This is a genomic window from Nocardiopsis chromatogenes YIM 90109 (assembly GCF_000341185.1).
Classification (GTDB): Bacteria; Actinomycetota; Actinomycetes; order Streptosporangiales; family Streptosporangiaceae; genus Nocardiopsis_A; species Nocardiopsis_A chromatogenes.
In genome coordinates, this window is record NZ_ANBH01000218.1 from 1 (window position 1) to 26,594 (window position 26,594).

The 26,594-nt window shown below is 73.7% G+C and carries 21 protein-coding genes, 1 pseudogene and 1 riboswitch; of the genes and pseudogenes, 11 read left to right on the plus strand and 11 right to left on the minus strand.

From position 1 onward, the window contains the following. Positions 1-50: 50 nt before the first annotated feature. The 3 genes from D476_RS0120485 to D476_RS0120495 all read right to left on the minus strand — a co-directional run bounded on the left by D476_RS0120485 (position 51) and on the right by D476_RS0120495 (position 2,632). Complete coding sequence (locus D476_RS0120485) at positions 51-905, minus strand: MetQ/NlpA family ABC transporter substrate-binding protein (protein ID WP_017625794.1); 855 nt, start codon at positions 903-905, stop codon at positions 51-53. 90 nt (positions 906-995) lie between these two features. Beyond that, positions 996-1,679, minus strand: a complete 684-nt coding sequence (locus tag D476_RS0120490; RefSeq protein WP_017625795.1) for a methionine ABC transporter permease — start codon at positions 1,677-1,679, stop codon at positions 996-998. After that, a complete protein-coding gene (locus tag D476_RS0120495; RefSeq protein ID WP_017625796.1) occupies positions 1,676-2,632 on the minus strand; it encodes a methionine ABC transporter ATP-binding protein in 957 nt (318 codons plus the stop codon). The genes D476_RS0120490 and D476_RS0120495 overlap by 4 nt, the downstream gene beginning before the upstream one ends. A 495-nt stretch (positions 2,633-3,127) precedes the next feature. Here D476_RS0120495 and D476_RS0120500 point away from each other — a divergent pair, with 495 nt between their 5' ends. After that, positions 3,128-4,141: a coiled-coil domain-containing protein gene (locus D476_RS0120500; protein WP_017625797.1), complete on the plus strand. Its 1,014-nt coding sequence runs from the start codon at positions 3,128-3,130 to the stop codon at positions 4,139-4,141. Positions 4,142-4,194: 53 nt separating this feature from the next. Here the strand turns inward: D476_RS0120500 and D476_RS33985 are convergent, their stop codons facing one another. Further along, entirely contained in the window at positions 4,195-4,398 is a 204-nt protein-coding gene (locus D476_RS33985) for a hypothetical protein (RefSeq protein WP_017625798.1), read from the minus strand. 322 nt (positions 4,399-4,720) lie between these two features. Here D476_RS33985 and D476_RS0120510 point away from each other — a divergent pair, with 322 nt between their 5' ends. Further along, entirely contained in the window at positions 4,721-5,656 is a 936-nt protein-coding gene (locus D476_RS0120510) for a DUF3558 domain-containing protein (protein WP_239648775.1), read from the plus strand. A 100-nt stretch (positions 5,657-5,756) separates the two neighbouring features. Here the strand turns inward: D476_RS0120510 and metE are convergent, their stop codons facing one another. Beyond that, positions 5,757-8,030, minus strand: a complete 2,274-nt coding sequence (metE, locus tag D476_RS0120515) for a 5-methyltetrahydropteroyltriglutamate--homocysteine S-methyltransferase (protein WP_017625800.1) — start codon at positions 8,028-8,030, stop codon at positions 5,757-5,759. Between the two features lie 135 nt (positions 8,031-8,165). Then, positions 8,166-8,393: riboswitch (cobalamin riboswitch) on the minus strand. 243 nt (positions 8,394-8,636) lie between these two features. Here metE and D476_RS0120520 point away from each other — a divergent pair. From D476_RS0120520 to D476_RS40260, 3 genes and pseudogenes are all read left to right on the plus strand, one after another. Then, entirely contained in the window at positions 8,637-10,175 is a 1,539-nt protein-coding gene (locus D476_RS0120520; RefSeq protein WP_017625801.1) for a polysaccharide deacetylase family protein, read from the plus strand. Between the two features lie 776 nt (positions 10,176-10,951). Then, on the plus strand, positions 10,952-11,554 hold the full coding sequence (locus tag D476_RS0120525) for a DUF6461 domain-containing protein (protein WP_239648777.1): 603 nt from the start codon (positions 10,952-10,954) through the stop codon (positions 11,552-11,554). A gap of 158 nt (positions 11,555-11,712) precedes the next feature. Then, positions 11,713-12,005 (plus strand): annotated as a pseudogene (locus D476_RS40260) (hypothetical protein); the annotation flags it as partial. Positions 12,006-12,209: 204 nt separating this feature from the next. Here D476_RS40260 and D476_RS0120540 read toward each other — a convergent pair. From D476_RS0120540 to D476_RS0120550, 3 genes are all read right to left on the minus strand, one after another. Continuing rightward, positions 12,210-13,364: a quinone-dependent dihydroorotate dehydrogenase gene (locus D476_RS0120540; protein ID WP_017625805.1), complete on the minus strand. Its 1,155-nt coding sequence runs from the start codon at positions 13,362-13,364 to the stop codon at positions 12,210-12,212. Positions 13,365-13,830: 466 nt separating this feature from the next. Continuing rightward, the gene (locus D476_RS0120545; protein ID WP_017625806.1) at positions 13,831-14,748 is read right to left on the minus strand and encodes a proteasome assembly chaperone family protein; all 918 of its coding nucleotides are present in this window, start codon (positions 14,746-14,748) and stop codon (positions 13,831-13,833) included. A 245-nt stretch (positions 14,749-14,993) separates the two neighbouring features. Next, complete coding sequence (locus D476_RS0120550; protein ID WP_017625807.1) at positions 14,994-16,778, minus strand: ABC-ATPase domain-containing protein; 1,785 nt, start codon at positions 16,776-16,778, stop codon at positions 14,994-14,996. Positions 16,779-17,140: 362 nt separating this feature from the next. Between D476_RS0120550 and D476_RS0120555 the strand changes: the two genes are divergently transcribed. Continuing rightward, the gene (locus tag D476_RS0120555; RefSeq protein ID WP_051061802.1) at positions 17,141-18,487 is read left to right on the plus strand and encodes a TrkH family potassium uptake protein; all 1,347 of its coding nucleotides are present in this window, start codon (positions 17,141-17,143) and stop codon (positions 18,485-18,487) included. Positions 18,488-18,499: 12 nt separating this feature from the next. Here D476_RS0120555 and D476_RS0120560 read toward each other — a convergent pair whose 3' ends face one another. After that, a complete protein-coding gene (locus tag D476_RS0120560) occupies positions 18,500-18,883 on the minus strand; it encodes a VOC family protein (protein WP_017625809.1) in 384 nt (127 codons plus the stop codon). A 175-nt stretch (positions 18,884-19,058) separates the two neighbouring features. Between D476_RS0120560 and D476_RS33995 the strand changes: the two genes are divergently transcribed. Next, complete coding sequence (locus D476_RS33995; protein WP_017625810.1) at positions 19,059-21,161, plus strand: acyltransferase family protein; 2,103 nt, start codon at positions 19,059-19,061, stop codon at positions 21,159-21,161. Positions 21,162-21,194: 33 nt separating this feature from the next. On the opposite strand, the gene D476_RS0120570 is transcribed toward D476_RS33995, so the two are convergent. Beyond that, complete coding sequence (locus tag D476_RS0120570) at positions 21,195-21,569, minus strand: hypothetical protein (RefSeq protein WP_017625811.1); 375 nt, start codon at positions 21,567-21,569, stop codon at positions 21,195-21,197. 259 nt (positions 21,570-21,828) lie between these two features. On the opposite strand from D476_RS0120570, the gene D476_RS0120575 reads away from it, so the two are divergent. Beyond that, on the plus strand, positions 21,829-22,155 hold the full coding sequence (locus D476_RS0120575) for a hypothetical protein (protein ID WP_017625812.1): 327 nt from the start codon (positions 21,829-21,831) through the stop codon (positions 22,153-22,155). A 67-nt stretch (positions 22,156-22,222) separates the two neighbouring features. Here D476_RS0120575 and D476_RS0120580 read toward each other — a convergent pair whose 3' ends face one another. Continuing rightward, entirely contained in the window at positions 22,223-22,672 is a 450-nt protein-coding gene (locus D476_RS0120580; protein WP_017625813.1) for an Lrp/AsnC family transcriptional regulator, read from the minus strand. A 134-nt stretch (positions 22,673-22,806) separates the two neighbouring features. Between D476_RS0120580 and pdhA the strand changes: the two genes are divergently transcribed. The 3 genes from pdhA to D476_RS0120595 are packed head-to-tail and all read left to right on the plus strand — an operon-like array spanning position 22,807 to position 26,345. After that, positions 22,807-23,904 (plus strand): pyruvate dehydrogenase (acetyl-transferring) E1 component subunit alpha, encoded by a 1,098-nt coding sequence (pdhA, locus tag D476_RS0120585; protein ID WP_026123698.1) that lies wholly within the window; start codon positions 22,807-22,809, stop codon positions 23,902-23,904. Positions 23,905-23,907: 3 nt separating this feature from the next. Further along, positions 23,908-24,927 (plus strand): alpha-ketoacid dehydrogenase subunit beta, encoded by a 1,020-nt coding sequence (locus tag D476_RS0120590; RefSeq protein WP_017625815.1) that lies wholly within the window; start codon positions 23,908-23,910, stop codon positions 24,925-24,927. Beyond that, positions 24,876-26,345: a dihydrolipoamide acetyltransferase family protein gene (locus tag D476_RS0120595; protein WP_017625816.1), complete on the plus strand. Its 1,470-nt coding sequence runs from the start codon at positions 24,876-24,878 to the stop codon at positions 26,343-26,345. The genes D476_RS0120590 and D476_RS0120595 overlap by 52 nt, the downstream gene beginning before the upstream one ends. Positions 26,346-26,594 lie beyond the last annotated feature (249 nt).

Below are 26,594 nucleotides of genomic sequence, written 5' to 3' on the forward strand. Positions count from 1 at the left end.
CGGAGCGTGACCGTGAGGGCCGGACCCTGCGGGATCCGGCCGGGCGGGGCTCAGCCCTGTTCGCCGCCGCCGTCGACGGGGATGACGACCCCGTCCCACTGCTCCTCCATGTACCGCTTCACCTCGTCGCTGTGCAGCAGCTCGTCGAGCGTGGCCACCGCCTCGTCGTCGGCGTCCTCCGAGCGCACCACCAGCCCGTTGGCGTAGGGGTTGCCCTCGGTGTCCTCGAACGCCAGCGCCTCGGCGCTTTCGGCCACCTTCGCCTCGATGGCGTAGTTGCCGTTGATCGCCGCCGCGTCCAGGTCCGGCAGCGACCGCGGGAGCTGCGCCGCCTCGGTCGGGACGATGTCCAGGTCCTTGGGGTTGTCCTCGATGTCGTCCTCGGACGGGTTGTCCCCGGAGTCCTCGGCGAGGGTGAGCAGCCCCTGGTCCTCCAGCAGCTTCAGGGCGCGCCCCATGTTGGCGGCGTCGTTGGGGACGCCGACCTGCACGCCGTCCTCCAGCTCGGCCACGTCGCCGACCTTCTGGGAGTACAGCCCGAAGGCCTCCAGGTGGACGTCGCCCACGTAGGTCAGGTCGGCGTCCGGGTTCCCCTCCAGGAAGTCCTCCATGAAGGGCACGGTCTGGAAGTAGTTGGCGTCCAGACCGCCCTCGACCAGCGCCGTGTTGGGCTGGTTGTAGTCGGTGAACTCGGTGACCTCGATGTTCAGTCCGGCGTCCGCGGCCAGGTTCTCCTGGATGTAGGTCAGGACGTCGGCGTGCGGCACCGGCGTGGCGCCCACGGTGATGGTGGTGGCGTCCCCGCCGCCGCCCCCGTCCTCGGCGGCGCGCTCGCTGGGGGCGCCGCAGGCGGCGGCGGTGGCCGCCAGGGCCGTCGCGCCGATGATCGCCAGAGTCCTACGCACCTTGTTGCTCCTCGTTGTCGGTTGGCCTCCGCGCCGCGGGCGCGGCGGGCGGCTCTGCTGTCGGTCGGTGGTCGCGGGGCGGGGCCGGGCTCAGCGGTGGGAGACCCGGCGGATGACGAGGTCGCCGATGGTCTGCGCGGCCTGGACGATGACCACCAGGAGGATCACCGTGGCCCACAGGTAGTAGTCGTCGAAGCGCTGGTAGCCCTCGCGGATGGCGACGTCGCCCAGGCCGCCTCCGCCGATCGCCCCGGCCATGGCCGAGTAGGAGACCAGCGTGACGACGGTCATCACGAGCCCGGCGACGAGTCCGGGCAGCGCCTCGGGCAGCAGGACCTTGCCGACGATGGCGCTCTTGCGCGTGCCCATGGCGTGCGCGGCCTCCACCACGCCCCGGTCGACCTCGCGCACGGCGGTCTCCACCAGGCGGGCGAAGAACGGCACGGCGCCGATGCTCAGCGGCACGATGGCGGCGGTGGGGCCCAGGGTGGTGCCGGTGAGCAGCCGGGTCAGCGACAGCACCGCCACCATGAGCACGATGAACGGGAGCGAGCGGCCGATGTTGACCACCGCGCCCAGCACCGGCTTGAGCCAGGGGGCGGGCGTCAGGCCGCCGCGCTCGGTGGTCACCAGCAGGACCCCGAGCGGCAGGCCGAACAGGACGCTGAACACGGTGGACCAGAGCACCATGTACAGGGTGTCGAGGGTGCCGTAGTAGAGCGTCTCCCGCATGCCGGGAAGGCGGGAGGCGAACTCGGTCAAAGCGTCGATCATCGGCCCGCCTCCTGGACCAGCAGGCCCTTGTCGGTGAGAAAGCGCAGCGCGCCGTCCCGCCGCTCCCCCGTGACCTGCACGTTCAACCGGCCCACGGAGGTCCCGGCGACCTGTTCGACCGCACCGGCCAGGATGTTGACGTCCACCCCGAAGCGGCGGGTGAGCTCGGACATCAGCGGCTCGTCGTAGGCGCGCGGATAGGTGACGGCGACCGCGTCCGGCGCGTCGGTGGGCGGCAGCGGGAAGAGCGAGGAGGCCAGCCGCGAGCCCGGGGTGGCGATGAGGTCGAGGACCTTGCCGGACTCCTGGAAGGTGCCGGACTCCATGATCGCGGCCGAGTCGCAGATCCGCTTGATCACGTCCATCTCGTGGGTGATCAGCAGGATGGTCAGCCCCAGCTCGCGGTTGAGGTCGCGGAGCAGCTCCAGGATGGAGGCGGTGGTCTCCGGGTCGAGCGCGGAGGTGGCCTCGTCGCTGAGCAGCACCACCGGGTCGGAGGCCAGGGCGCGGGCGATGCCGACCCGCTGCTTCTGGCCCCCGGAGAGCTGGGCGGGGTGGGCCTTGGCCTTGTCGCCCAGGCCCACCAGGTCGAGCAGCTCGGCGACGCGGGCGGCGCGGCGGCGGCGCGGGACCCCGGCGTTCTCCAGCGGGAAGGCGATGTTCCCGGCGACCGTGCGCGAGGACAGCAGCGCGAAGTGCTGGTGCACCATGCCGATGCGGCGGCGGGCGCGGCGCAGGTCCGAGGCGCCCAGCGCGGTCATGTCGTGCCCGTCGACCACGACCCGGCCCGAGGTCGGGCGCTCCAGCAGGTTCACGCAGCGCAGCAGGGTGCTCTTGCCCGCGCCGCTCTGGCCGACGACGCCGTAGACCTCCCCTTGCTCCACGGACAGGTCGACGCCGTCCAGGGCGACGACCCTGCGTTTGTTCACGGGGTAGACCTTGTGCAGGTCCACTGCTTCTATCACGGGTTTCCTCGACGTTCGGCCCTCCTTGCCGGGAGGGCGGACGGCTCCGGGGCGGGCGGGGCGCGGGCCGGCGGCGGCCCGGCACGGCGGCCCCGCGTACGGGCCCACGTCAGAGCATGGGGCACCGGAGGCAGGGCGAGAGGCGGCGACGCGCTGGGCGGCGGGGACCGTGTCCCCGCGGCGCCCCGGTCGCGGGGCGGGATGTCAGGCCGGCATCAGGCGACAGCCGCCCGCCGGGCGGTGCCACGCGGGGCACAGCCGACGACCGCGCGGCTCGGCGCGGAGGGCGGGGCTGGCGTGCTCGGTTGCATCCACGCCCCCACGTAACCACACCAGGCCATGGAAAACGAGAACGAACCCGACGAATGGTGCGTTAGGTTCACCACAAACCGGCGTTCCGTTGGCGTCCGCCCGAATCTCCCTTTAATGTCTCTGTGCGTATGCGCGGTCGTCGGACCGCGGACCTATCAGGCCGAGGAGGCCGTGGACGTGGAGGACGAGAGGACCGGCGGCGACCCGTACGCCGACTTCTGGGCCCCCGACCCGCCGTGCCCCTCCGACGGCGCGGCCCGCCGCCGGGCCGCCCGCCTGGGGGCCGCCGCCTTCGCCGCGGCGCTGTTCCTCCCGGTGCCGCTGTCCCCCGCCGCGGCCGTCCCGGTGCCGCGCCCCGCCGAGAGCCTGGAGGAGCTGCAGGACCGGGCCGAGGCGCTCAGCGACGAGTACAACGGCGAGCTGCGCGACATGGAGGCGGTCTTCGACGACGCGGAGAAGGCCCAGGAGCGCGCCGACGCCACCCGCGAGGAGGTCGAGGAGGCCCGGGACAAGGTCCGGCAGCTGGCCATCGCCGGGTACACCGCCTCGGGCCTGGACCCCTCGCTGACCGTCTTCGTCGAGGAGGACCCCCAGCTCCTGATCGACCAGGCCCAGCTCATCGGCCACCTGTCCGGCAACCACCAGGCGCGCATCGACGAGCTGCAGGAGGCGGTCGAGCGCGACGAGAAGGCGAGCGCCAACGCCGAGGAGAAGGCCGAGGCGGTCGAGGAGGACCTGGAGGAGCTGGAGGGCCGGCGCGAGGAGGTCCAGGAGCTCATCGCCGACCACCCCGTGCAGGAGATGGGGCCGCCGGACAGCCTCACCCCGCGTACCCGGCAGATGCGCGACATCGTGCTGGAGAAGTTCGGGGAGAACAAGAAGCACGGCGGGTACGGGTGCTACCGGCCGGACGGCGGCTACGTCGTCGGCGAGCACCCCAAGGGCCGCGCGTGCGACTTCATGGTCAACGGGGACGGGCAGATGCCCTCCCAGAAGATGATCGACCACGGCTGGGACATCGCGCACTGGGCCCAGGACAACGCCGAGCGGCTGGGCATCATGTACATCATCTACCGCCAGCAGATCTGGGACGTGCGCCGCGGCGCCGAGGGCTGGCGGGACATGGAGGACCGCGGGTCCATCACCGAGAACCACTTCGACCACGTGCACATCAGCATGTTCTGAGCCCCGGGGCCCGATCGGGCCCCGTATGCCCCCGGCCCGGCAGGGTGCGGGGGTCAGCCCCCGAAGACCGGGCGGTAGATGTAGGCCGTGCACGAACCGGCCAGGGCCAGCACCGCCCCCACGGCCAGGATGAACACCAGCCAGGCCCAGAAGCCGTGGCGGGGCGGGGCGGTCGCGCCGTCGGCCCCCTCGGGGGTCTCCGGGACGTCCGGACCGTGCGCGCCGCCGTCCGCACCGTTGTCTGCACCGTCGGTCACCGGGCCACGGTAACGCCGCGCACGGCGGCACAGGGGTCTCATTCCGGCAACGATCGGAGGGCCCGCCAGAGGCGGCACAGGCACGGATCCGCCACGAAACCGTGACGATGCGGTCCAACCGCCCTCCCGCCCTCTCTCCCGCCCCGGGCCGAACGCTAGGATGCCGAACCCGGGGCCCGCCTCCTGCCGACCAGACGCGGAGGGACGCCCGTGGACGGGCGCGATCGGCGCCCGGCTCCACGTTTCCCGCCGAAGGGGAACCGTGAGGGCGCCGTCGTGCGTCTCACGAAACGTTTCAGTCACGCAGGTGGCGAGGGGAGTCATGAGCGAAAACGGACCTTACGGACAGCAGCCCGGCTATCAACCCCCCTACGGGGGGTCCGGGCCGCAGTACGCCCCTCACGACCAGCAGATGTACGGCGGCGGTCCGCCCCCGTACGGCCCCGGGCCCGGCGGCCCGCCCGGCCCCGGCGCCCCCGGCCCCGGCGGCGCGCCCGGATACCCGCCGCCGAAGAAGAGCAGCGCGGGCCTGTGGATCGTGATCGGCGGCGGCGTGATCATCGTCATCCTGGTGATCGCCGTGATCTTCATGCTGCTGCGCAACGACGGCAGCGGCGGAGGCGGCGGCGAGCAGGGCGGCGGCGGCAGCGCCCAGGGCTCCACCGAAGAGCCCGCCGAGCCGGAGGAGACCGAGGAGACCGAGGGCACCCAGGCCGACGGCCCGCAGGGCGAGCCGCCCTACGCGCTGCCCGAGGACCCCTGCTCGGCCCTCTCCGAGAAGAGCCTGGCCGACTTCGGTGCCACCGACGGCAGCAAGTCGCTCACCGACAGCTCGTCCTACTGCATGTGGTCCATCCGGGGCGACGGCGACGAGTACGGCAACCTGAGGGTGACCTACGACGTGCCCTACGGCGGCTCGGACTCGGTCGAGGGGGCCAAGGAGGACTTCCAGTCCAACCTCGAGCGCGCCTCCGAGGAGAGCACCGAGATCATCGAGACCACGGTCGAGGAGGTCGAGGAGGACATCGACCTGGGCGAGGAGGCGGCCATGGTGTTCGGCACCCAGAAGGTGCTCCGGACCCACGACTCGCTCACCACGCTGCTCATCCGCCAGGGCAACATCAACATCACCGTCGAGTACTCGCTCTCGCCGGGCTTCCAGGCCGACGAGGACACCCCGCCGCCGCTCAAGTACGACGACGTCAAGGACACGGTCCCCGGCCTCGGCGAGGAGGCCCTGAGCCTGGTCGGCTCCTGAGCCGCGGGCACGGCGCCGCAGCGGCGCACCGCGGAGGCGGAAGAGGGGGCGCGGGCCACGGCCCGCGCCCCCTCGCGCTCTCCTCGCCTCCGTTCCCGGATCAGCCGGTCAGGTCGGCGCGCACCCGGCGCGCGGCCTCCACCATGTTGCGCAGCGCCGGTTCGACCTCCGGGTAGCCGCGGGTCTTCAGCCCGCAGTCCGGGTTCACCCACAGCCGCTCGGGCTCGACCGCCCGCAGGGCGGTGCGCAGCGCCGCCTCGATCTCGTCGGCGGAGGGCACCCGCGGGGAGTGGATGTCGTAGACCCCCGGGCCGATGCCCCGGCGGTAGCCGGAGCGGTCCAGGTCGTCCACCAGCTCCATGTGCGAGCGGGCCGCCTCCACGCTGGTCACGTCCGCGCCCAGCGCCTCGATCGCCCCGACGATCTCACCGAACTCCGAGTAGCACATGTGGGTGTGGATGAGCGTGCGCCCGCCCACCCCGGAGGTGGCCAGCCGGAACGACCCCACGGCCCAGTCCAGGTAGGCCTGGCGCTCCGAGGCGCGCAGCGGCAGCAGCTCCCGCAGCGCCGCCTCGTCCACCTGGATGTGCCGGATGCCCGCGCGCTCCAGGTCGGCGACCTCGTCGCGCAGGGCCAGGGCGACCTGGCGGGCGGTGTCGGCCAGCGGCTGGTCGTCGCGGACGAACGACCAGGCGAGCATGGTCACCGGGCCGGTGAGCATCCCCTTGACCGGCTTGGAGGTGCGCGACTGGGCGTAGGTGGCCCACGGCACCGTCATCGGCTCGGGGCGGTGCACGTCGCCGAAGAGGATCGGCGGGCGGACACACCGGGACCCGTAGGACTGCACCCACCCCTTAGCGGTGGTGGTGTAGCCGCCCAGGCGCTCGGCGAAGTACTGCACCATGTCGTTGCGCTCGGGCTCGCCGTGCACCAGCACGTCCAGGCCGATGTCCTCCTGCAGGGCGATGACCTTGTCGATCTCCGCCCTCATCCGGGACTCGTACTCCTCGTCCCCGATGGCGCCGGTGCGGTGCTCGGCCCGCGCCTTGCGGATCTCCTCGGTCTGCGGGAACGAGCCGATCGTGGTGGTGGGCAGGTACTGCGGCTCGCCCTCGCTGTTCCACCGGCCCTCGCGCAGGCGCTCCCCGCCGTCCTTGCCCAGGGAGTCCAGCCGGGCCCGCACCTGGGCGTTGCGGAAGCCCTCCGGTTCGGGCAGGTCGGCACGGGCGCGCTCCAGCTCGGCCGCGGCGCCGCCGGGGTCGCTCAGCGCGCGGCCGAGCAGCGCCACCTCGTCCAGCTTCTGCCGGGCGAAGGCCAGCCGGGCGCGCAGGGCCGGGTCCATGCCGGTCTCGGCGTCCAGGTCCACCGGAACGTGCAGCAGCGAGCAGGAGGTGCCCACCACCACCTCGCGGGCCAGGCCCATGAGGGTGCTCAGCCGGGACAGCGCCGCGCGCACGTCGGTGCGCCAGACGTTGCGCCCGTCGACCACCCCCGCGACCAGGGCCGCGTCCCCCAGGCCGGAGACGGCGGCCAGCTCCTCGGCGGTGTCCGGCCCGGCCACCAGGTCCAGGGCGATCCGCTCGGCGCCGGTGCGCTTGAACGCCTCCAGGGCCTCGGTGCCGATCGGGCCGAAGTAGGTGCCCACGGTGATCCGCGGGCGGTCCCGCTCTCCGGCGAGGAACCGGTAGGCGCGCTCGAACTCGGCCACCGCGGCGCGGCCGCGGTCGGTGGCCAGGACCGGCTCGTCGAGCTGGACGTCCTCGGCCCCGGCCGCGCGCAGCCTGCGCAGCAGTTCGGCGTAGGCCGGCAGCAGGGTGTCGAGCAGCTCCAGCGGGCTCCACCCCTCGGGGGCGCCGGCGGCCGGCTTGGACAGCAGCAGGAAGGTCACCGGTCCCACGATGACCGGCCGGGTGAGGTACCCCAGCCCCTTGGCCTGGGTGAACTCCGCCAGGGGCTTGTTTCCGACCAGGCGCAGGCCGGTGTGCGGGGACAGCTCGGGGACCAGGTAGTGGTAGTTGGTGTCGAACCACTTGGTCATCTCCAGCGGCGCGGTGTCCTGCACGCCGCGCGCCATGGCGAAGTAGCGGTCCAGCTCCGTGGCGCGGTCCTCGGCCTCCTCGGGGCGCCCGAAGCGGGTCGGTACGGCGCCGAACAGCACCGCCGTGTCCAGCATGTGGTCGTAGTAGGAGAAGGTGTTGGACGGCATCTCGTCGATCCCGGCCTCGGCGTAGGCATCCCAGGCGTCGCGGCGCAGGCGCGCCCCGACCGCGTCCAGGTCGGCGGGGCCGCAGCGCCCGGACCAGTAGGCCTCACAGGCGCGCTTGAGCTCCCGGTCGGGTCCGATGCGCGGGTATCCGTGGACGGTCGTCGTCACTGGCGTCGTCTCTCCCTCGTCGATCAGCCGTGCGGCCGCGAGGCGGGGAAGAGCGCGCGGCGGGGCCGCCCGGGACACGGGCACTCCCGCCGGCCGCCGCCCTCCCTCGGGGCTCGCGAACCTCCGCGGGCACGGCGCGCCCGCGGGCGGAGGGCAGGTATTCGGACTCGCGGGCGTGGCCCCTCCCTGCCGGGGAGGATGCCGGCCTACCGGCCGCCGCTTCCCAGACGCGTGTGCGCCCAGTGCTTCTGACGGCTTTCGTTCCCGCTCACCGCTGCGGGGCAGTCCCGGATTCGCACCGGGTTCCCTCTTGCGACGCGCGCGGCGTTTCACCGTGCGCGTACCGACCGCGTTTGGAAGTATAGGAGGCGGCCCTCCCCCGCCCCGAGGCCGGGTCCGCATCCCCCTCCCCCGTGCCGATGGGACGATCCGTCCCGAGGTTTTCCCCTCCTGTGACCGAAACACGGAACCGTGCGCCGCGTCGGGTGCGATGATCCATCCGTCGTGTCCGCTTCTTCCGATATAAGCGAAAGTCGAAGGCCGTTGCTCCGCCATTCCCGAGCCGAATCCCGACCGCTTACCGCACGTGCCGCGCTCGCCGTCCCGGTGGCGCTCGCCACGCTGCTCTGCGCCTGCAGCCCCAGCGACGGCGAGAACACCGGCGGGGGCGGGGAACAGCCCTTGAAACGCCCCGAAGGCGAGCCGGACGCCCTCACGCAGGTCGCCCCGGACACCGTCTCCGACCTCGGCGAGGAGAAGCGTTCGGAGGACGAGGGCGGTGTCGACGTGGAGATCGCCTACCCGACCGTCCCCGGCGCCGAACCGTTCGCCGAGGAGCTGGACTCCATCGTCGAGGAGAAGGCCGACGACTACCGCGCGGCCGTGTCCGGGGCCGAGGCGCTGGACATGAAGGGCGCGCTGAGCGCCGCCGGGCCGGACGTCCTGGCGGTGCGCCTGTCGCTGGAGGAGAAGAACTCCGACGGCGAGCACACCGGCTCCTCCACCTACTGGTACGACACCGCCACGGCGCACACCGCCTACTCCACCGAGCTGCTGGACGGGCAGAAGGGTCTGGACGAGCTCAACAAGCTGGTCGAGGAGCGCCTGGAGGAGGACGGGGTGGAGCCGGAGGCGCTCTACCCCATCGCCGGGCTGTACGACTCGGTCGGTTTCAACCCCGACGGCGACGTGGTGGTCGAGTTCGACCAGGGGCAGGTGGCCCCGGCCTCCGAGGGCGCGCTGCACGCGGTCGTGCCCCGCGAGGACGCCGAGCCGCTGCTGTCGGACTTCGGGCGGCGGGCGCAGGAGACCGCCACGCAGGTGACACCGGACCTGGTGCTGGACGAGGCCGGTACGCCCAAGGACGGCGGCGCGGCCGAGGTGCCGGGGCGGCTCGGCCCGGAGGCGCCCGCGGACGTGGACTGCTCGGACCCCGAGAGCAAGTGCGTCGCCCTGACGTTCGACGACGGCCCCGGCGGCCGCACGCCCGAACTGCTGGACACACTGGCCGAGTACGACGCCAAGGCGACGTTCTTCGTGACCGGCGAACCGGTGCGCGAGCACCTGCGGACCGTGCGCCGGGAGTACGCCGAGGGGCACGAGGTCGCCAACCACACGGTGACCCACCCGGACCTGACCACGGTGGGCGAGGACCGGGTGCGCGATGAGCTGGCCGAGGTCAACGGCCTGGTGAGCAGGGAGACCGGGGAGCGCCCGGTGCTCATGCGCCCGCCGTACGGGGCCACGAACGACGACGTCGCCTCGGTCTCCGCGGAACTGGGGCTGGCCGAGATCATCTGGAACGTCGACACCAACGACTGGAAGGACCGCAACGCGTCGATCGTGGCCGATCGCGCGCTGAAGGGCGCGGCGCCCGGCGCGATCATCCTGATGCACGACATCCACGGCACGACCATCGACGCCGTGCCGGAGATCGTGAAGGGCCTGGACGAGAAGGGCTACTCGATGGTCACGGTCTCCCAGCTCCTGGGGGAGACCGAGCCGGGGGAGAGCTACCTCGACGGGGCCCCGGACGAGCCCGAGGACGACAAGGGCGAGGACGGGTCCGACAAGAAGGACGAGAAGAAGGACGACAAGGGATCGGACGAGTCGGACAAGGACGAGGGGAAGAAGGACGAGGACTAGGGCGTGACGCCCGGCCCCCGTCCGGTGGCCGCGGCGTCCGGATGCGGCCACCGCACGGCCGAGGACGACACGACGAGGGGCGCGCCCAGGCTTCGCACCCGCCCCTGAAGGCTCCCGCGCCGACGCCCCCGTGGGTTGTATCCCCCCCGCGCTCCAGCATCGGGCCCCGTCCCGCCGCAGTGGCCGACCGGCCGCACGGCGGGGCGGGGCCCGTCGCTTTCGAGGGTGGTTCCCGTCCGACGACCGAGTCGATGCCCAGACGTTATGCAGGTGACCGGCGCCCTCCGGGCCTCGTGAGCCCCCCTCACCGCCACGGTTGAGCCGTCCTGTGTCCGCCCTGGCCAGAGCCCATTCCGCCGCAGGTCGGGGCGGCCGAGGGCGCTGCGCGCCATCGCGGCTTCAGCACCTCTGACGCCCCCGGCCGAGTCCGGCACCCTCCTCCGCCCGCGCGCCACGCCCGGCGCCGCGCGGGCGGGGGAGGGCCGCACGCCCCACAACGGCGGCACTGTGTCGCACCTGACGGCTCCGACCCTCGACCACGTGCGACGACACCCTTCATAGGGACGTATGCTCGGACGCCGTGGTGAAGAAGTTCCGGTCGGCGCGCCTCGGCGCGCCCTATGGCGCCCCCGCGGCGGAGGCCTGACATGACCCGGTATCCGGTGTTCCGCTGGGGAACTCGGCACGATACGCCCCTCGTCCCATCTATGGAGCCCTCCCCTGCCGGGCAAGGGTTCGGCGACGGCACCACCCGAACACGGGGAAGGGAGATGTCGATGGGCGCATGCGCAGCCGACTACGCCTGGTTCGAGGAGACCCAGCCCGACCTGGCCGAGGCGTTCTGCCTCTCCTATGTGCGCGGGCTGACCAAGACCGAGTCGCTGCGGCGCCTGGGGGCGCCGCAGGAGCGGCTGCGCTCCCTGCCCATCGCCGACGCGGTTGAGGCGGGCCTGTGCTGCGAGGACGGCCCGCCGCCGACGGCGCACGCGCTGACCCTCAACGGCTGGGCGGTCGTGGTGGAGCCGACCGGGTGCCGGGCGACCCGCCCGGACTGCTACCGGGCGCTGTCGGCCCAGACCGAGCTCGTGTCGGTGCGCGTGCTGATGGACCGGCGCTATGAGTTCCGGTGGGTGGCCGACGGCGTGCTGCGCACCTTCTTCGACGCCCGCGAACCCCACCTGCGCCGGGGGACCCGCCCGGACGCCCTGGACGCGGACATGTGCTCGGTGGGCCTGGAGAGCGGCGAACCGGACGACCCCTCGGCGTCGGTGCTGGCCCTGGCCGAACGGGTGACGGGCGTACGGATCCGCCCGAGCCACCTGGACGGCCCCCTCCTCGGCGCCGAACTCGACACCGGGGTGCCGCTCCCCGCCCACTGAGGCCCGCACAGCGAAGCGCCGGGCGCCGTTCATGGCGAACGTCGGATGGCGGTCGGCGGCACTAGGGCGTGTTGATCGCTGCGCGGCGCCCGGGCACGCCCCTCGCCGCGTTCTCATCAGTCGACACCACGCCCAGGTTGACTCCTCCTGCTTTTCCCAAGCAGGCCCTGCACCTGGTCCACGTGCGCACCGTCGGCCCGGGGCCCTGCCCGATCGTGTGCGACAAGGGCCTGGCCGGGGCCGGGGTCGAGGCCGCCATGGCCGCGACCGGATCGAGGCGGTGATCTGGACGCTGAAGAACCAGCTCGGGCTGGAGCGCCACGCCGCCCGCACCACCGAGGGCCTGTGGGCCAGGGTGAGTCAGAGGATCTGCGCGCTCAACGCCGCGATCTGGCACAACTGGCTGATCGGGGCCCCGGTCAAGCGGTCGCTCACCGCCTACGACCACTGACCAGGCAACAAAACCCCCATCAACGCCCTAGGAGGGGCAGGTGCCCGCTCCGGACCACCCGCCGAGCGGCGGGCGGCCTGAACACCGGGCAGAGGGCGGCGATGACACAGGGCGGCGGCCGACAGGCCCCGTGAACGTCGGGAGGCGGGCGGGCATCGCCCGACCACCTCCGGGTGGACCTGTCCGTTCGTCCGCCGTGGCCGCTCAGTCCTGCGGTGTTTCCGCCGACGACGCGGTCTTGGCGGGCGGCGCGTCGATGCCGACGGCCTCCCCGATCGACAGCAGGCCCGAACGCCGCACCAGGCGGGCCAGCCCCCGGTGGATCCGGCGCGGCCACATCGGCCCGCCGTAGATCAGGCCGGTGTAGGCCTGCACCAGGGTCGCCCCCGCGCGGATCCGCTCCCAGGCGTCCTCCGGCGTCTCGATCCCCCCGGCGGCGATGAGCACGAGGCGGTCGCCCGTCCGCGCCCGCAGCCGGCGCAGGACCTCCAGGGCGCGCTCCTTCAGCGGCGCGCCCGAGAGCCCGCCCGCGCCCGCCGCCTCCACGGTCTCCGGGTCGGTGGCCAGCCCCTCCCGGGAGATGGTGGTGTTCGTGGCGATGATCCCGTCCAGCCCCAGTTCCAGGGCCAGGTCGGCGACGGCGTCGACGTCCTCGTCGGCCAGGTCGGGGGCGATCTTGACGAGCAGCGGCATGTCGCCCGCCCCCTCGGCGTCCAGGGCCGTGCGCACGGCCTCCAGGATGGGCCGCAGGTGCTCCGCCGCCTGCAGGCCGCGCAGCCCCGGGGTGTTCGGCGAGCTGACGTTGACCACCATGTAGTCGGCCAGACCGGCCAGCTCCCGCGCACTGGCCGCGTAGTCGGCGGCGGCCTCCTCCTCGGGCACCACCTTGGTCTTGCCGATGTTGGCCCCCACCACGGGGCCGCGCCGCCCCTTCGCGGTGTGGCGCTCGCGCAGCTCCCGCAGCCGGTCGGCGGCCGCGGCGGCACCGTGGTTGTTGAAGCCCATGCGGTTGACGATCGCCCGGTCCGGGACCAGGCGGAACAGCCGCGGGGCGGGGTTGCCCGGCTGGGCCTGCGCGGTGACCGTGCCGACCTCGACGAACCCGAAGCCCACCGCGGTGAGGCCCTCCGCCAGCTCGGCGTCCTTGTCGAACCCGGCGGCCATGCCCAGCGGCCCGGGGAACTCCCGGCCGAAGGCGGTGACGGTCAGCTCGGGCTCACGCGGCCCCAGGACGGCGCGGGCGGCGGAGGCCGCCCCGGGCACCGAGGCCAGCCCGCGCAGGCCGACGGAGGTGATCCGGTGGATCGACTCGGCGTCGGTGCGCCGGAGCACGGCGTGGAACAGAAGCTGGTACAGCACGGTGTCTCCCCCTCGCCGCCCCGGCGGGCGGCCTCGTTCTCTCCTCGCCGCCCGGCCCTCGGCGACGCCCCTCGTCCTCTGCGCACTCCCGTCCTCCGCGTGCCCGGCACGGCCAGAGGTGTCCTCAAGCCTTGCATGCCCGTCCTGGTCCCGCGCACGCGGAGCCGTGCGTCGCGGGCCTCCGGCACAGTGGGCCCCGGCCCCGTGACGACGCGGCGAGGACCGTGACCGGATGCCGAGCAGCGGGCCGTGATCGGCACGACGAGCCCGAGTACACCCGAGTGCGTGTGGTCGGGATCACGGACGCCGCGATCCCGGAGGGGCGCAGCCCGTTGCACGGCCAAGGCCACGGCCCGAGTCCGTGCAACGGGCCCTGGTCCGCACGTGGAGCGCACGGCTCGGCTCGTGTGCGTGGCCGATGCGTGGCCGGGCGGCGGCCGCCGGCCCATGGTCCCGGCAATGCGGCTTAGCCGTCCCCCCCGCGTTCGCGGTCGGCGAGGAAGCGCTCCAGCTCGTCGCCGAGCTCCTCGGCGGTGGGCAGGGCCGAATCCTCGTCGAGCAGCTCCTGGGCGTCCAGGCCCTCGCGTGCCGACATGAACTCGTCGTACTGGCGCTCCAGGTCCCCCACCACGCTCTGGACCTCGTCGGACTCCTCGACCTGCGCGGCGATCTCGGTGTCGGTCTCGCGGGCCGACTCCTCCAGGCGGGTCACCGGCAGCGACAGGCCGGTGGCCCCGGCGACGTAGTCCAGGGCGGCGATGGCGGCCCTCGGGTACTCGGACTGGGCCAGGTAGCTCGGCACGTGCACGGCGAAGCCCGTGGCGTCCCGCCCCGCCTGGCCGAGGCGGTACTCCAGCAGCGCGGCCGCGCCCGCGGGCACCTGCACCCGGCCCAGCCACGGATTGTGCTCGGACACCAGCTCCGGGCGGGTGGCGTGCGCGGTGGCGGTCACCGGGCGGGTGTGCGGCACGGCCATGGGGATGCCCTGCACGCCGACGGTCAGGTCCACGCCCAGGCGCTCCACCAGGGCGCGCACCGCGGCCACGAACCCCTCCCACTCGCGGTCCGGCTCCAGGCCGTGCAGCAGCAGGAAGGGGGTGCCCTCGGCGTCGTGCATGCGGTACAGCGCCAGCCGGGGCGGGTTGTAGTCGGTGTAGGCGTTCTCCACGAACGTCATCACCGGGCGCCGGGAGCGGTAGTCCAGCAGGCGGTCGACGTCGAACACCGCGACCTCTTCGGCGCTGGACTCGGCGAACAGCGCCTCGGCCGCCTGCCGGCCCACGGCGCCGGCGTCCACGTAGCCGTCGAGGACGACGAGCATCACCGACCCCCCGCCGCTCTCGGCGCCGGGGCGGAGCTCGTACAGGTCTGCGGGGTCGGGCACCAGTGGGGATCTCCGTTTCGAGGGATAGGGCCACCCGGTGCCCTCTGGCCGGGCCCGGGTCCGCGCTCCAGGATAGACGACCTGGGCGACACACCCGCGTGGTGCGGGCGGGGTTCCGCCGCCCCGGCCGGGGGACCCGTGGGCCCGCCGACCGAGTGCGGCCGCGTCTCCCCTCAACACCGTTCCCCCGCCCGCGCATTTCGTATGCGGCCGTACTCGGCGGCCCCTCCCCGGGTCCGCTCCGCTCAGCCGCTCCGGCGGACGCGCAGGGACCGCAGCCGGTTCAGCGCCGCGGCGGTCTCGAACCTCCTCGGCAGCGCATAGTCGCCCAGGTACCCCCGGCCCAGCACCGACGCCGCGCCGGTGCCGTCCTCGTCGGCCTCCGCGAGGAGCGCGTCCAGCGCGTCCAGCGCCTCGGCCACCGTCGCCCGGCCGTCGACCAGGCCCTGCTCGGTCAGGGTGCGCATCGCCAGCCCCACACCGATCACCTGGCCGGGGTCGACGAGCTGGGTGAGCCCCCGCACGTCGATCTCGTTCTCGCCGTAGGTCAGCACGTCCATGTCGCGCCGCTTGAGCCGCATCCGGCCGCGCGCCGTCGCGTCCACCGACCGCGGGTCGACCACCCGCCGCGCCGGAACCGGGAAGTCGGCGTCGGTGCGCTCGGAGGCCAGCTCGCGCGCCCGCTCGGTGACGTCGTAGGGCCGGTAGCCGTCCAGCATCACCACCTGGTCGGCCACGTCGAAGTAGTCCCCGCTCCCGCCCATGACCAGCACCGTGGACACGCCCTGGTCCCGGTGCAGCGGGCGGACCAGGTCGACGAAGGGGGTCAGCGGCTCCCGGTCGCCGTGCACCAGCTCCTGCATGCGGGCGTCGCGGATCATCAGGTTCGTGGCGGTGGTGTCCTCGTCCACGAGCAGGGCCCCCGCGCCCGCCTCCAGCGCCTCGGCGATGTTGGCCGCCTGCGAGGTGGACCCGGAGGCGTTGTCGGTGCGGAAGTCGGAGGTGTCGGCGCCGGTGGGCAGGTTGCGCACGAACGCGCTCACGTCGGTGCGCTCCACCCGCCTCCCCTCCTCGGCGCGGATCTTGACCGCGTCGCCGCGGGTGGCCACCAGCTCCCGCCCGTCGCCGGGCACGTGGTCGTAGACCCCGTGCTCCAGGGCGTGCAGCAGGGTCGACTTGCCGTGGAAGCCGCCGCCGACGATGAGCGTGATGCCCTCGCGGATGCCGAGCCCGGACACCTCCCCGGCGTGCGGCAGCCGCACGGACACCCGCATGCTCGGCGGCGAGGCGAACGGCACGAAGTCGCCCTCCATGGGCCGGTCGCTCACCCCGCTGGCCCGCGGCAGCACCGACCCGTCGGCGACGAACGCCACCAGCCCCAGGCCGGGCAGGGCGTCCCGCAGGGCCGCCGAGTCCTGCACGCTGTCGGCGAAGGCGGTGGCCTCGGCGGTGTCCAGGGCGTCCCAGCGCAGCGCGTCGACCATCTCGGGCAGCCGCTCGCAGAACTCGGCGCGCGCCGACCGGCCGTCGATGCGGCGGCCGTGCCCCGGCATCTCGATGCCCAGGCGCAGCAGCACCTCGCCGTCGCGGATGCGGCCCGAGGCGCGGTCCAGCACCTGCTGGCCGCCGGCGTCGATGCGCAGCCGGGCACCCTTGAGCACACGGTGCGCCACCCGCAGCAGGTAGTCCGCGGTGGCCCGGCGCCGCACCGGGTCGGCCCAGGCGTGCTCGGGCAGCCCGGCCACGTCGGCGGGGATGCGCACCGCGATGCGGGAGGGCGGCGCGAACGGGTCGGCCTGCACCTTGTCCACGCTCAGGGTGAAGTCGTCGAATTCCCAGTCGCCGACGAGCGACTTGTAGCGCCCGTAGGAGGCGCCGTCCATCCGGCCCAGCTCCTCGGCGAGCCGGGCCGCGTCGCGCACGCCGGTGATGCGGGGCGCGGGGGGCTTGCCCCGTCCGCCTCCGCGGTCACCTCCGCGTCCGCCTCCGCGACCGCCGTACCCGCGGTCGCCGCCGTAGCGTCCCGGCATGGATGCGTCCCCTCTTCCCGTGGCCGGTTCCGACTGGTGCCGGGCCGTCCGCGGGCCCGGCACGGGGCCGCCACGGCCCGTGAGCGGCCCCGTCTGCGGATGCTATCGGCCGTGCCCGCCCCCGAGGGATGTCCGGAACGCAACACGCTGATCTGCGCCTCCGGCGTCGGGGCGCGCGATGGGCCCACTTAGGATCGCTACAGCCGCCCGAAAAGTGCGGGCCGTTCCACTACCGAACCATCCCGAGGAGCCCATTGAGCCCGCGCACCGTGCCCGGCGGCACCTGGCCGCCCGCGCCCCGGCGGGCCGGGGCGGCCGCGCGGCTGCGGCGCGCCCTGCGCCCCCTGCGCCGCCCGTCCCGGATGGCGCCTTCCCGGCCCTGGTCCAAGCCGCCGCAGTTGCTCGTCGGCGGCTTCGCCCTCGTGATCCTGGTGGGCACCGTGCTGCTGAGCCTGCCCGCGGCCACCTCGGGGCCCGGTGCGGCCCCGCCGCTGACGGCGCTGTTCACGGCGACCTCGTCGGTGTGTGTGACCGGGCTGGTCGTGGTGGACACCCCGGTGTACTGGTCGACGTTCGGCCAGTGGGTGATCCTGGTGCTGATCCAGGTCGGCGGCTTCGGGATCATGACGCTGGCGACGGTGCTGAGCCTGCTGGTGACGCGGCGGGTGCGGCTGCGCATGCAGTTGCGGGCGGGCGCCGAGACCAAGAGCGTCACCCTGGGCGAGGTGCGCCAGCTCCTGCTGGGCATCCTGCAGGTGACGGTCGTCTTCGAGGCGCTGCTGACGGCGGTGCTGGCCGCGCGGCTGGTGCTGGCCTACGGGGAGCACCCGCTGCACGGGCTGCGGCTGGGCCTGTTCCACTCGGTCTCGGCGTTCAACAACGCCGGGTTCGCGCTGTACGGCGACAGCATGGAGTCGTTCGCGACCGACCCCTGGATCACGGTGCCCATCGCCCTGGCGGTGATCGCGGGGGGACTGGGCTTCCCGGTGTGGGTGGAGCTGTACCGGCACGCCCGGCGCCGCCGCGAAGCCCACCACTGGACGCTGCACGCCAAGATCACCCTGGTGACCACGGCGGTGCTGCTGGCAGCCGGGTGGGCCGGGTTCCTGCTGCTGGAGTGGCGCAACCCGGACACGATGGGGCCGCTGTCGGTCGGAGGGAAGGTGCTCACCGGCTTCTTCCAGTCGGCGATGACGCGCACCGCCGGGTTCAACTCGCTGCCGTTCGGCGACATGCACACCCAGACGCTGTTCATGACCGACATGCTGATGTTCGTCGGCGGCGGCAGCGCGGGGACCGCCGGGGGCATCAAGGTGACCACGTTCGCGCTGCTGGCGTTCGTCATCTACGCCAACGTGCGGGGCGAGTCGAGCGTGCACGTCGCCCGCCGGCGGCTGACCGAGGGCGTGATCCAGCAGGCGATCACCGTGGTGCTGCTGGCGATCGGGCTGATCTTCACCGCGACGATGGCGCTGATGACGATCACCCCGTTCACCCTGGACCAGATCCTGTTCGAGGTGATCTCGGCGTTCTCCACGGTGGGCCTGTCCACCGGGATCACCGGCGACCTGTCGCCGCCCGGCGAGGTGATCATCATCGTGCTGATGTTCACCGGGCGGCTGGGTCCGATCACCGTGGCGACGGCTCTGGCCCTGCAGCGGCGCACCCGCAGGTTCGAGTACCCGCAGGAGCGCCCGATCGTGGGGTGAGCGCGGGGCGGGTCAGCCGCCGCTGCCGTAGGGCCGGGTGAGGATCTCCAGCCGGTGCCCGTCGGGGTCGTCGAAGTACACCCCGCGACCGCCGTCGTTGCGGTTGATCTCCCCGGGCCGCGTCTTGCCGGGGTCGGCCCAGTAGTCCATGCCCCGGTCGCGGATGCGCGCGAAGATCCGGTCGAAGTCGTCCTCGCCCACGAGGAAGGCGTAGTGCTGCGGCACGATCGCCTCATCGGTGTCCATGTAGTCCAGGGTCACCGCGTTGGCGACCTCGACCGCCATGAACGGGCCGAACGGCGTGGCCGGGGGCAGCCCGAACAGCCCGGTGAGGAACTCCGAGGACCGTTTCTTGTCACCGGCGAGGACGATGGTGTGGTTGAGCTCGATGGCCATGCTCCGCCTCCTGTGCGTCGCGCCGCCGTGTGCGGCCGGATACCACCGACGGTAATCCTTCGAGTGCGCTTGAGGGCAAGGGCCGCCGCGGCGCGGGGCCGGACGCCCGTTGCGCCACACGCGACGTAGGCTGGCCCCTGTCCCTTCCGCCTCTCTCCCTCCTCCGCGCACGCCCATGACCGACGCCCGCACGCCCGCACCCGAGCGCCGCAGCGACCTGGACGGCCTGCGCGGCCTGGCCGCGCTGCTGGTCGCCGTCTACCACGTGTGGTCGACCCGGGTGTCCGGGGGCGTGGACGTCTTCCTCTTCCTCACCGGCTTCTTCATCACCGCCTCGCTCCTGCGCTCGATCGAGCGGGAGGGCCGCGTGCCCTTCGCCCGGTTCTGGTCGCGGCTGGTGCGGCGGCTGTCCCCGGCGGCCGGGGCGGTGCTGCTCGCGGTGGCGGCCGCGACGCCGCTGCTGCTGCCGCGCCCCGCCTGGCGGCAGGTGTCCGAGGAGATCACGGCCTCGGCGCTGTACTACGAGAACTGGAAGCTGGCCGCCAACGCGGTCGACTACCTGGGGTCGGTGTCGCAGGCGAGCCCGGTGCAGCACTTCTGGTCGCTGGCCGTGCAGGGCCAGTTCTACCTGCTGTGGCCGGCGGTGGCGGCGCTCGCGGCGCTGGCCGCCGCCCGCACCCGGTCGGGGGGCCGGATCGGGGTGCGGCCGCTGCTGGCGGGCGCGGCGGCGGTGGCGGCCGCGGTGTCGCTCGCCTACTCGGTGCAGGCCACCGCGGCCGACCAGCGGTGGGCCTACTTCGACTCCGGTGCCCGGCTGTGGGAGCTCGCCCTGGGGGCGCTGCTGGCCGCGGTGCTGCCGTGGGTGCTGCCGTGGGTACGGCCGCACGCCCGGCTGCGCGCGGTGATGGGCTGGACCGGGGTCGCGGCGCTGGTGGCCTGCGGGGCCGTGCTCGACGCGGGCCGCATGTTCCCCGGCTGGATCGCGCTGTGGCCGGTGCTGGCCGCGGCCCTGGTGGTCGTGGCGGGCGCCGGGGGCGCGCCTGCGCGCGGCGTGGGCCCGCTCCTGGAGCTGCCGCCGCTGCGGCGCCTGGGGGCGCTGGCCTACCCGTTCTACCTGTGGCACTGGCCGATCCTGATCTTCTTCCTCGCCGCGACCGGGCGGGAGCAGGCCGGGGCGCTCGGCGGCGCGTTCGTGCTGGTGCTGGCCTACGCGCTGGCGGCGGGCACGGAGCCGGCCCTCGAAGGCGGGGTGCTCCGGCGCCTGCCCGCCCGTCCCGGGCCGGGGCTCGCCGTGGCCGCGGGGGCGGCGTTCCTGGTTCCGGTGCTGGCGCTGATGCCCGTGTGGCAGGCGCGGCTTGCGGCCGGACAGGAGCGCTTGGCGGAGCAGGCGGCCGACTTCGGCTCCTACCCGGGCGCCCGGGTGGTGGACGACGCACGGCTGGCCGCGTCCCTGCCGGAGAAGCCGGTGTACCCGGACCTGACCGATCCGGTGGACCCGTGGCTGACGCACACCAACGGCTGCAACGCCGAACTGACCGGCCGGGAGCTGGTGGTGTGCGCGTTCGGCCCGGAGTCGGCCGATCGCACGGTGGCGATGGTGGGCGACTCGCACGTGGGCCAGTGGTTCCCGGCGCTGCTGGAGGTGGCCGACCGGCGGGGCTGGCGCATCGAGGTGATGACCAAGAACGGGTGCGCGTTCAGCACCGACCCGCGCCCGGGCGGTGGGGAGGCGGCCGCGTCCTGCGAGGAGTGGAAGGCACAGGTCGACGAGGAGCTGCGGAGCGCGCCGCCGGACGCGGTGTTCACCAACGGCACCCGGAGCGCGTGGGCCGGGAAGGGCGGCTCCGAGCGCGTCCCCGGCGGCTACCTCGCCCGGTGGGAGGAGATGGCGGAGCTGGGGGTGGCGGTGATCGCGATGCGCGACACGCCCCGGCTGGACTTCGACGCCCCCGAGTGCGTGGACACCCGGGGGCGGGAGAGCTGCGCGGTCGACCGGGGCGAGACGCTGGCCCCGCGCTCCCCCGTGGAGGACCTGGGCGGGCGCCTGCCGTCCAACGTCGCGCCGGTCGACCTGACCGGCCACCTGTGCCCGGACGAGCGGTGCCCTGCGGTCATGGGCAACGTGCTGGTGATGGGCGACGACGACCACATGACCGCCGCCTTCGCCCGGTCGCTGGCCCCGGCCCTGGAGGAGGCGCTGCCGGAGGACCCGGCGAGCCTGGCCGCCACGGCGGAGGGCACCGAGGCGGACGGCGGTGGAGCGGACGACACCGCCTGAGGGCCGGGGCCGGAGTCGGCCCCGTTCGGGGCCTCAGCCGACCGGCATGCGGGTGAACCCGGTGAAGCGAGGCAGGACGGTGGCGCCTTCGGGAAGCAGGGCGGCGATGTCGTCCTCGACGGTGCCGTAGACGCGGAAGTCGGCGACCGCGCAGTGCTCCATCACGCCCTTGATGTAGGGGTCGGACATCGCCATGTGCATCCGGATCGACTCCGACCCGGTGTGCAGCTGGAAGGAGTGGGCGAGCATCCGCTCCTCGTCGATGAAGACCTCGACCATGAGCTGGGGACCGTGCTCGCGGACGAAGTCCAGGGCACGGGCGACCGCGCGTTTGAACTCCTCCAGGTGGCCGTCGTGGATGCGCATGGTGTTGTGGAAGAGGACCACGTCGTCGTGTGTGTCCGTCATGGCGCCATCCTCGAACTTCATGTTAACTCAAAGTCAAGGTTTTGGATCGGCCCACCCTTGGCGACAGATACGCCCTGCCTCAATTCGACGGGCAATACCGGCTTCACGGTGCTGATTCGCGACTGCAGAGCGCATATTGCACCGCGAGATCACCCAAAACGAACGCCCGCCCAGATGATTCGGAGGTTCCACGGTTTCTGTCCGCCACACGTCGGACACCAAGGGTGATGGCAGTGCATCCCTCGTGACAGGAGCAGACGTGAAGCGCATCGCCACCACCATCGCCACGGGCACCGCCACCACGGCGGCGGCCTTCGCCATGACCCTCTCCCTAGCGGCTCCCGCTTCAGCGGCCCAAGGGAGGGTCGACTGGACCAACGCCGACTTCTCCACCGACTACATCGAAAACCCGGCCCCCGGCTGTCACACGCTGCCACAGCACTGGAAAGGCCCCATCAAGGCTCTCTCCAACCACACCGACACGCCCATCTTTCTCGCCCTGGACAACAAGTGCCAGGGGATCGTCGGCGCCTTGCCCCCTGGAGAGACCACGGACATTCCGGTCGTGAGTTTCGTGGCCCTCTAACAGGGCGTGGGCCGGGTTACCGGGGGCGTCTCCCATGCGAGGGGCGCCCTCCCCTCGACACCGATCCCTACAGCGCCGGAGCCACGTCCATCTCGTCGAGCACGAACAGCGTCCGGGTGCTCACCACCTCCGGGATCCGCTGCAGCCGCTCCAGCACGAACGTGCGCAGCGCCGCCGCGTCGGCCACCCGCACCAGCAGCAGCAGGTCCACGTCCCCCGACACCAGCGCCGCGTGGTGCACCTCCGGGATCGTGCGCAGCAGGTCGCGGAACGCCTTCCACGACTCCTGCCGGATGCCCACCGACACGTAGGCCGCCAGCCCGTACCCGCACTTCTCCGGGTCGACCACCGCGGTGAACCCCTTGATGACCCCCTCCGAGCGGAGCCGGTCCAGCCGCGCGTAGGCGTTGGCGCGCGAGATGTGCGCGCGCTCGGCCACGGAGCGCATCGACATCCTGCCGTCCTCGCGCAGCAGGGCGATGATCCTCCGGTCCACGTCGTCGAGGGCCGCGGCCATGTGTCTCACCTCACACCGTCCGAATCGTGGACCGGCTGGACGTCCGGCCGCACATTCCCGCCCGTGCCGTCCGTTCGTCCGCGGTCCCCCGCCGGATATGGACAGTATGGGGTGACGAAGCACATATTCAAGACATGAAGCGCAGCGATGACGCACGCGGATCGGCTCCACCGCTCCCCTCCGTGGAGCCCGTCGGGCTGGTCGACCCGACCGGCCGCAGGACCGAGGGGGCCGCCTACGACACTCCCGAACCGGGCGCCCTCCTCGCCCTCCTGCGCGGCATGGTCATCGGCCGCCGCTTCGACCGCCAGGCCAGTGCGCTCGCCCGCCAGGGCCGCCTGGCCGTGTACCCCTCCTCCCGCGGCCAAGAGGCCTGCCAGGTGGGCGGGGCACTGGCCCTGGCGGACCGCGACTGGCTCTTCCCCACCTACAGGGACTGCGTCTCCCTGGTCGCGCGCGGCGTCGACCCGGTCGAGGTGCTCACCCTGCTGCGCGGGGACTGGCACAGCGGGTACGACCCCCGCCGCCACCGGTGCGCCCCGCAGTGCACGCCGCTGGCCACCAGCGCCCCGCACGCGGTCGGGCTGGCCTGGGCGGCCCGGCGGGCCGGTGAGGACGCCGCCGCGCTGGTGATGATGGGCGACGGGGCCACCAGCGAGGGCGACGCGCACGAGGCGTTCAACTTCGCCGCCGTGTGGAAGGCGCCGGTGGTGTTCCTGGTGCAGAACAACCAATGGGCGATCAGCGTCCCGGTGGACAAGCAGTCCGCAGCGCCCACCCTGGCGCACAAGGCCGTCGGCTACGGCATGGCCGGGGTGCACATCGACGGCAACGACGCCGCCGCCGTGTACGCGGCGGTCTCCCAGGCCCTGGAGGCGGCCCGGGACGGCGGCGGGCCGACCCTGATCGAGGCCCGCACCTACCGCCTGGACCCGCACACCAACTCCGACGACCCGGGCCGCTACCGGGACGACGCCGAGCGTGCGCGGTGGGAGGAGCGCGACCCGCTCGCCCGCCTGGAGGCGCTGCTGCGCGCGGAGGGCGCCCTCGACGACGCGGCGATGGACGGATTCGAGAAGGAGGCCGAGATCACGGCCGCCGCCGTCCGCGAGCGCTACTCCGGCGACGACGAGACCGCGCCCGAGGACCTGTTCGCGCACGTGTACCACTCGATCCCGGCGCAGCTGGAGCGCCAGCGCCGGGACCTGCTGGCCGAGATCGGGGAGGGCTGAGCGATGGCCGGGACCGTCACCCTGGGGCAGGCGCTCAACCGGGCCCTGCGCGACGCGCTGGCCGCCGACGACTCGGTGGTCGTCTACGGCGAGGACGTGGGCCCACTCGGCGGGGTGTTCCGCGTCACCGACGGGCTGACCGCCGAGTTCGGCGAGGAGCGCTGCTTCGACTCGCCGCTGGCCGAGGCCGGGATCGTCGGCACCGCGGTGGGCATGGCCATGTACGGGCTGCGGCCGGTGGTGGAGATGCAGTTCGACGCGTTCTCCTACCCGGCCTTCGAGCAGGTCGTCTCGCACGTGGCGAAGATGCGCAACCGCACCCGCGGCCGCCTGGAGCTGCCGATGGTGATCCGCATCCCCTACGGCGGCGGCATCGGCGCGGTCGAGCACCACGCCGACTCCTCCGAGGCGTACTGGGCGCACACCCCCGGCCTGCGCGTGGTCACCCCGGCCACCCCGTCCGACGGGTACTCGATGCTGCGTGAGGCGGTCGACTCCCCCGACCCGGTCGTGTTCCTGGAGCCCAAGCGCCGCTACTGGACCAAGGAGGAGGCGGTGCTGCCGGTGCGCACCGCCCCCATGGACCGGGCCGTGGTGCGCCGGTCCGGCGACGACGTGACGCTGCTGGCCTATGGGCCGATGGTGGAGACCGCCCTGGAGGCCGCCGCGGCCGCCGCCGAGGAGGGCACCTCGGTGGAGGTGGTCGACCTGCGCAGCCTGTCCCCGTTCGACGACGCCACCGCCGCCGCCTCCGTGCGGCGCACGGGCCGGGCGGTGGTGGTGCACGAGGCCTCCGGGTTCGCCGGGTACGGCGCCGAGGTCGCGGCCCGCCTCACCGAGCAGTGCTTCCACTACCTGGAGGCGCCGGTGCTGCGGGTGTGCGGGCTCGACGTGCCCTACCCGCCGCCGGTGCTGGAGGAGCACCACCTGCCGTCGGTGGACCGCATCCTGGACGCCTTCGACCGGCTGCAGTGGGAGCGCACCTGGACCGCCGCGCCCGCCCCGGCGGAGGTGGGCGCATGAGCGCACGGGTGAGCGGGCGCGATTTCGCCCTGCCCGACCTGGGCGAGGGGCTGACCGAGGCCGAGCTGGTGGAGTGGCGGGTCGCGGTCGGCGACACGGTCGCGGTGGACCAGCCGGTGGCCGAGGTGGAGACGGCCAAGGCCGCGGTGGAGGTGCCCTGCCCTTTCGCGGGGACCGTCACCGCGCTGCACGCCGAGCCGGGGCAGACCGTCCCGGTGGGCGCACCGCTGGTCACCGTGGCCGGTGACGCGGGCGCCGGGGCCGAGCAGGCCGCGGAGCCCCCGCAGACCTTCACCGAACCGGGGACCGTCGTCCCCGAGGCCCGCTCCTCTCCCGAGACCGGTCCGCGCGGCAACGGCGCCGCGCCGCAGGGCCAGGGCTCGGGCGCGGTCCTCGTGGGATACGGGACCGGGGCGGCCCAGCCCCGCCGGGGGCGGCGCCGGAAGGGGACGACGGTGTCCCCGTCCGCCGCGCCGCCCTCCGGCCCGGACCCGCGGGCGGGCCGGGTCCCGCCCGTGGTCTCCCCGCTGGTACGGCGGCTGGCCAGAGAGAACGGCGTGGACGTCGCGCGCCTCGCCGGAAGCGGCGAGGGCGGGCTGGTGCTGCGGCGCGACGTGGAGGCGGCCGTCCGCGCGCTGCGCGGGCAGGGCGCGGCGGGTCCGGCGGGCACGGATGGGGCGCCCGGCGCCGACGGATCACCCGGCGGGGACTCGGGACCGCGCGGCCCCGAAGAGCGGATCCCGATGCGCGGGGCGCATGCGGCCATGGCCGAGCGGCTGTCCCGCTCGCGGCGGGAGATCCCTGAGGCGACGGTGTGGGTCGACGTGGACGCCTCCGGGCTGGTGGGGCTGCGGTCCCGCCTGAACGCGGCCGACCCCGACCGGCCGGTGAGCCTGCTGGGGCTGCTCGCGCGGTTCTGCACGCTGGGGCTCCGGCGCTTCCCGGACCTGAACAGCCAGGTCGACACCGAGCGTGGGGAACTGGTCCGGTTCTCCCGGATCAACCTGGGCGTGGCGGCGCAGACGCCGCGCGGCCTGGTGGTGCCGGTGGTCCGGGACGCGGGGGCGATGAACGCGCGGGAGGTGTCGGCCGCGATCGCCGAGACGGCGCGCACGGCCCGCGACGGCGCCCTGTCCCCGGAGGACATGTCCGGGGGCACCTTCACGGTGAACAACTACGGGGTGTTCGGGGTCGACGGCTCGGCGGCGATCATCAACCATCCGGAGGCGGCGATCCTGGGCATGGGCCGGATCATCGACCGTCCGTGGGCGGTGGACGGCGAGCTGTCCGTGCGACCGGTGACCGAGCTGACCCTCGCCTTCGACCACCGCGTGTGCGACGGCGGCACCGCCGGGGGCTTCCTGCGCTTCGTCGCCGACTGCGTGGAGGCCCCGGAGCTGCTCCTCGGGGAGCTGTAGAGCCCGGAACCCGGCACAGCGCCGGGCACGGGCGACGGCAGCGGCGCAAGCGGGTGCTCCCCCGCGATGATCTCGACTTTGTCGAGATCATCGCGGAAGGGCCGGGCGGCCGACGAAGAGAAGCGGCGGGTTCCTGCACCGGAGGGACGGAGCAGGAACCCGCCGCGGTGAGGGGGCGGGAGGGGCCCTCAGGCGCCGTGGCGGCCCCTGGAGCGCACGCGCTCCACGACGTTGTCGCGGGCGGGGCCC

What these genes read in the sequence shown, in the direction of transcription:
- D476_RS0120490 (WP_017625795.1), bottom strand. Translation starts at nt 1,679, where the DNA reads ATGATCGACGCTTTGACCGAGTTCGCCTCCCGCCTTCCCGGCATGCGG.
- D476_RS0120510 (WP_239648775.1), top strand. Translation starts at nt 4,721, where the DNA reads ATGAGCGAAAACGGACCTTACGGACAGCAGCCCGGCTATCAACCCCCC.
- D476_RS0120525 (WP_239648777.1), top strand. Translation starts at nt 10,952, where the DNA reads ATGGGCGCATGCGCAGCCGACTACGCCTGGTTCGAGGAGACCCAGCCC.
- D476_RS0120550 (WP_017625807.1), bottom strand. Translation starts at nt 16,778, where the DNA reads ATGCCGGGACGCTACGGCGGCGACCGCGGGTACGGCGGTCGCGGAGGC.
- D476_RS0120555 (WP_051061802.1), top strand. Translation starts at nt 17,141, where the DNA reads ATGGCGCCTTCCCGGCCCTGGTCCAAGCCGCCGCAGTTGCTCGTCGGC.
- D476_RS0120560 (WP_017625809.1), bottom strand. Translation starts at nt 18,883, where the DNA reads ATGGCCATCGAGCTCAACCACACCATCGTCCTCGCCGGTGACAAGAAA.
- D476_RS33995 (WP_017625810.1), top strand. Translation starts at nt 19,059, where the DNA reads ATGACCGACGCCCGCACGCCCGCACCCGAGCGCCGCAGCGACCTGGAC.
- D476_RS0120570 (WP_017625811.1), bottom strand. Translation starts at nt 21,569, where the DNA reads ATGACGGACACACACGACGACGTGGTCCTCTTCCACAACACCATGCGC.
- D476_RS0120580 (WP_017625813.1), bottom strand. Translation starts at nt 22,672, where the DNA reads ATGGCCGCGGCCCTCGACGACGTGGACCGGAGGATCATCGCCCTGCTG.
- pdhA (WP_026123698.1), top strand. Translation starts at nt 22,807, where the DNA reads ATGAAGCGCAGCGATGACGCACGCGGATCGGCTCCACCGCTCCCCTCC.
- D476_RS0120590 (WP_017625815.1), top strand. Translation starts at nt 23,908, where the DNA reads ATGGCCGGGACCGTCACCCTGGGGCAGGCGCTCAACCGGGCCCTGCGC.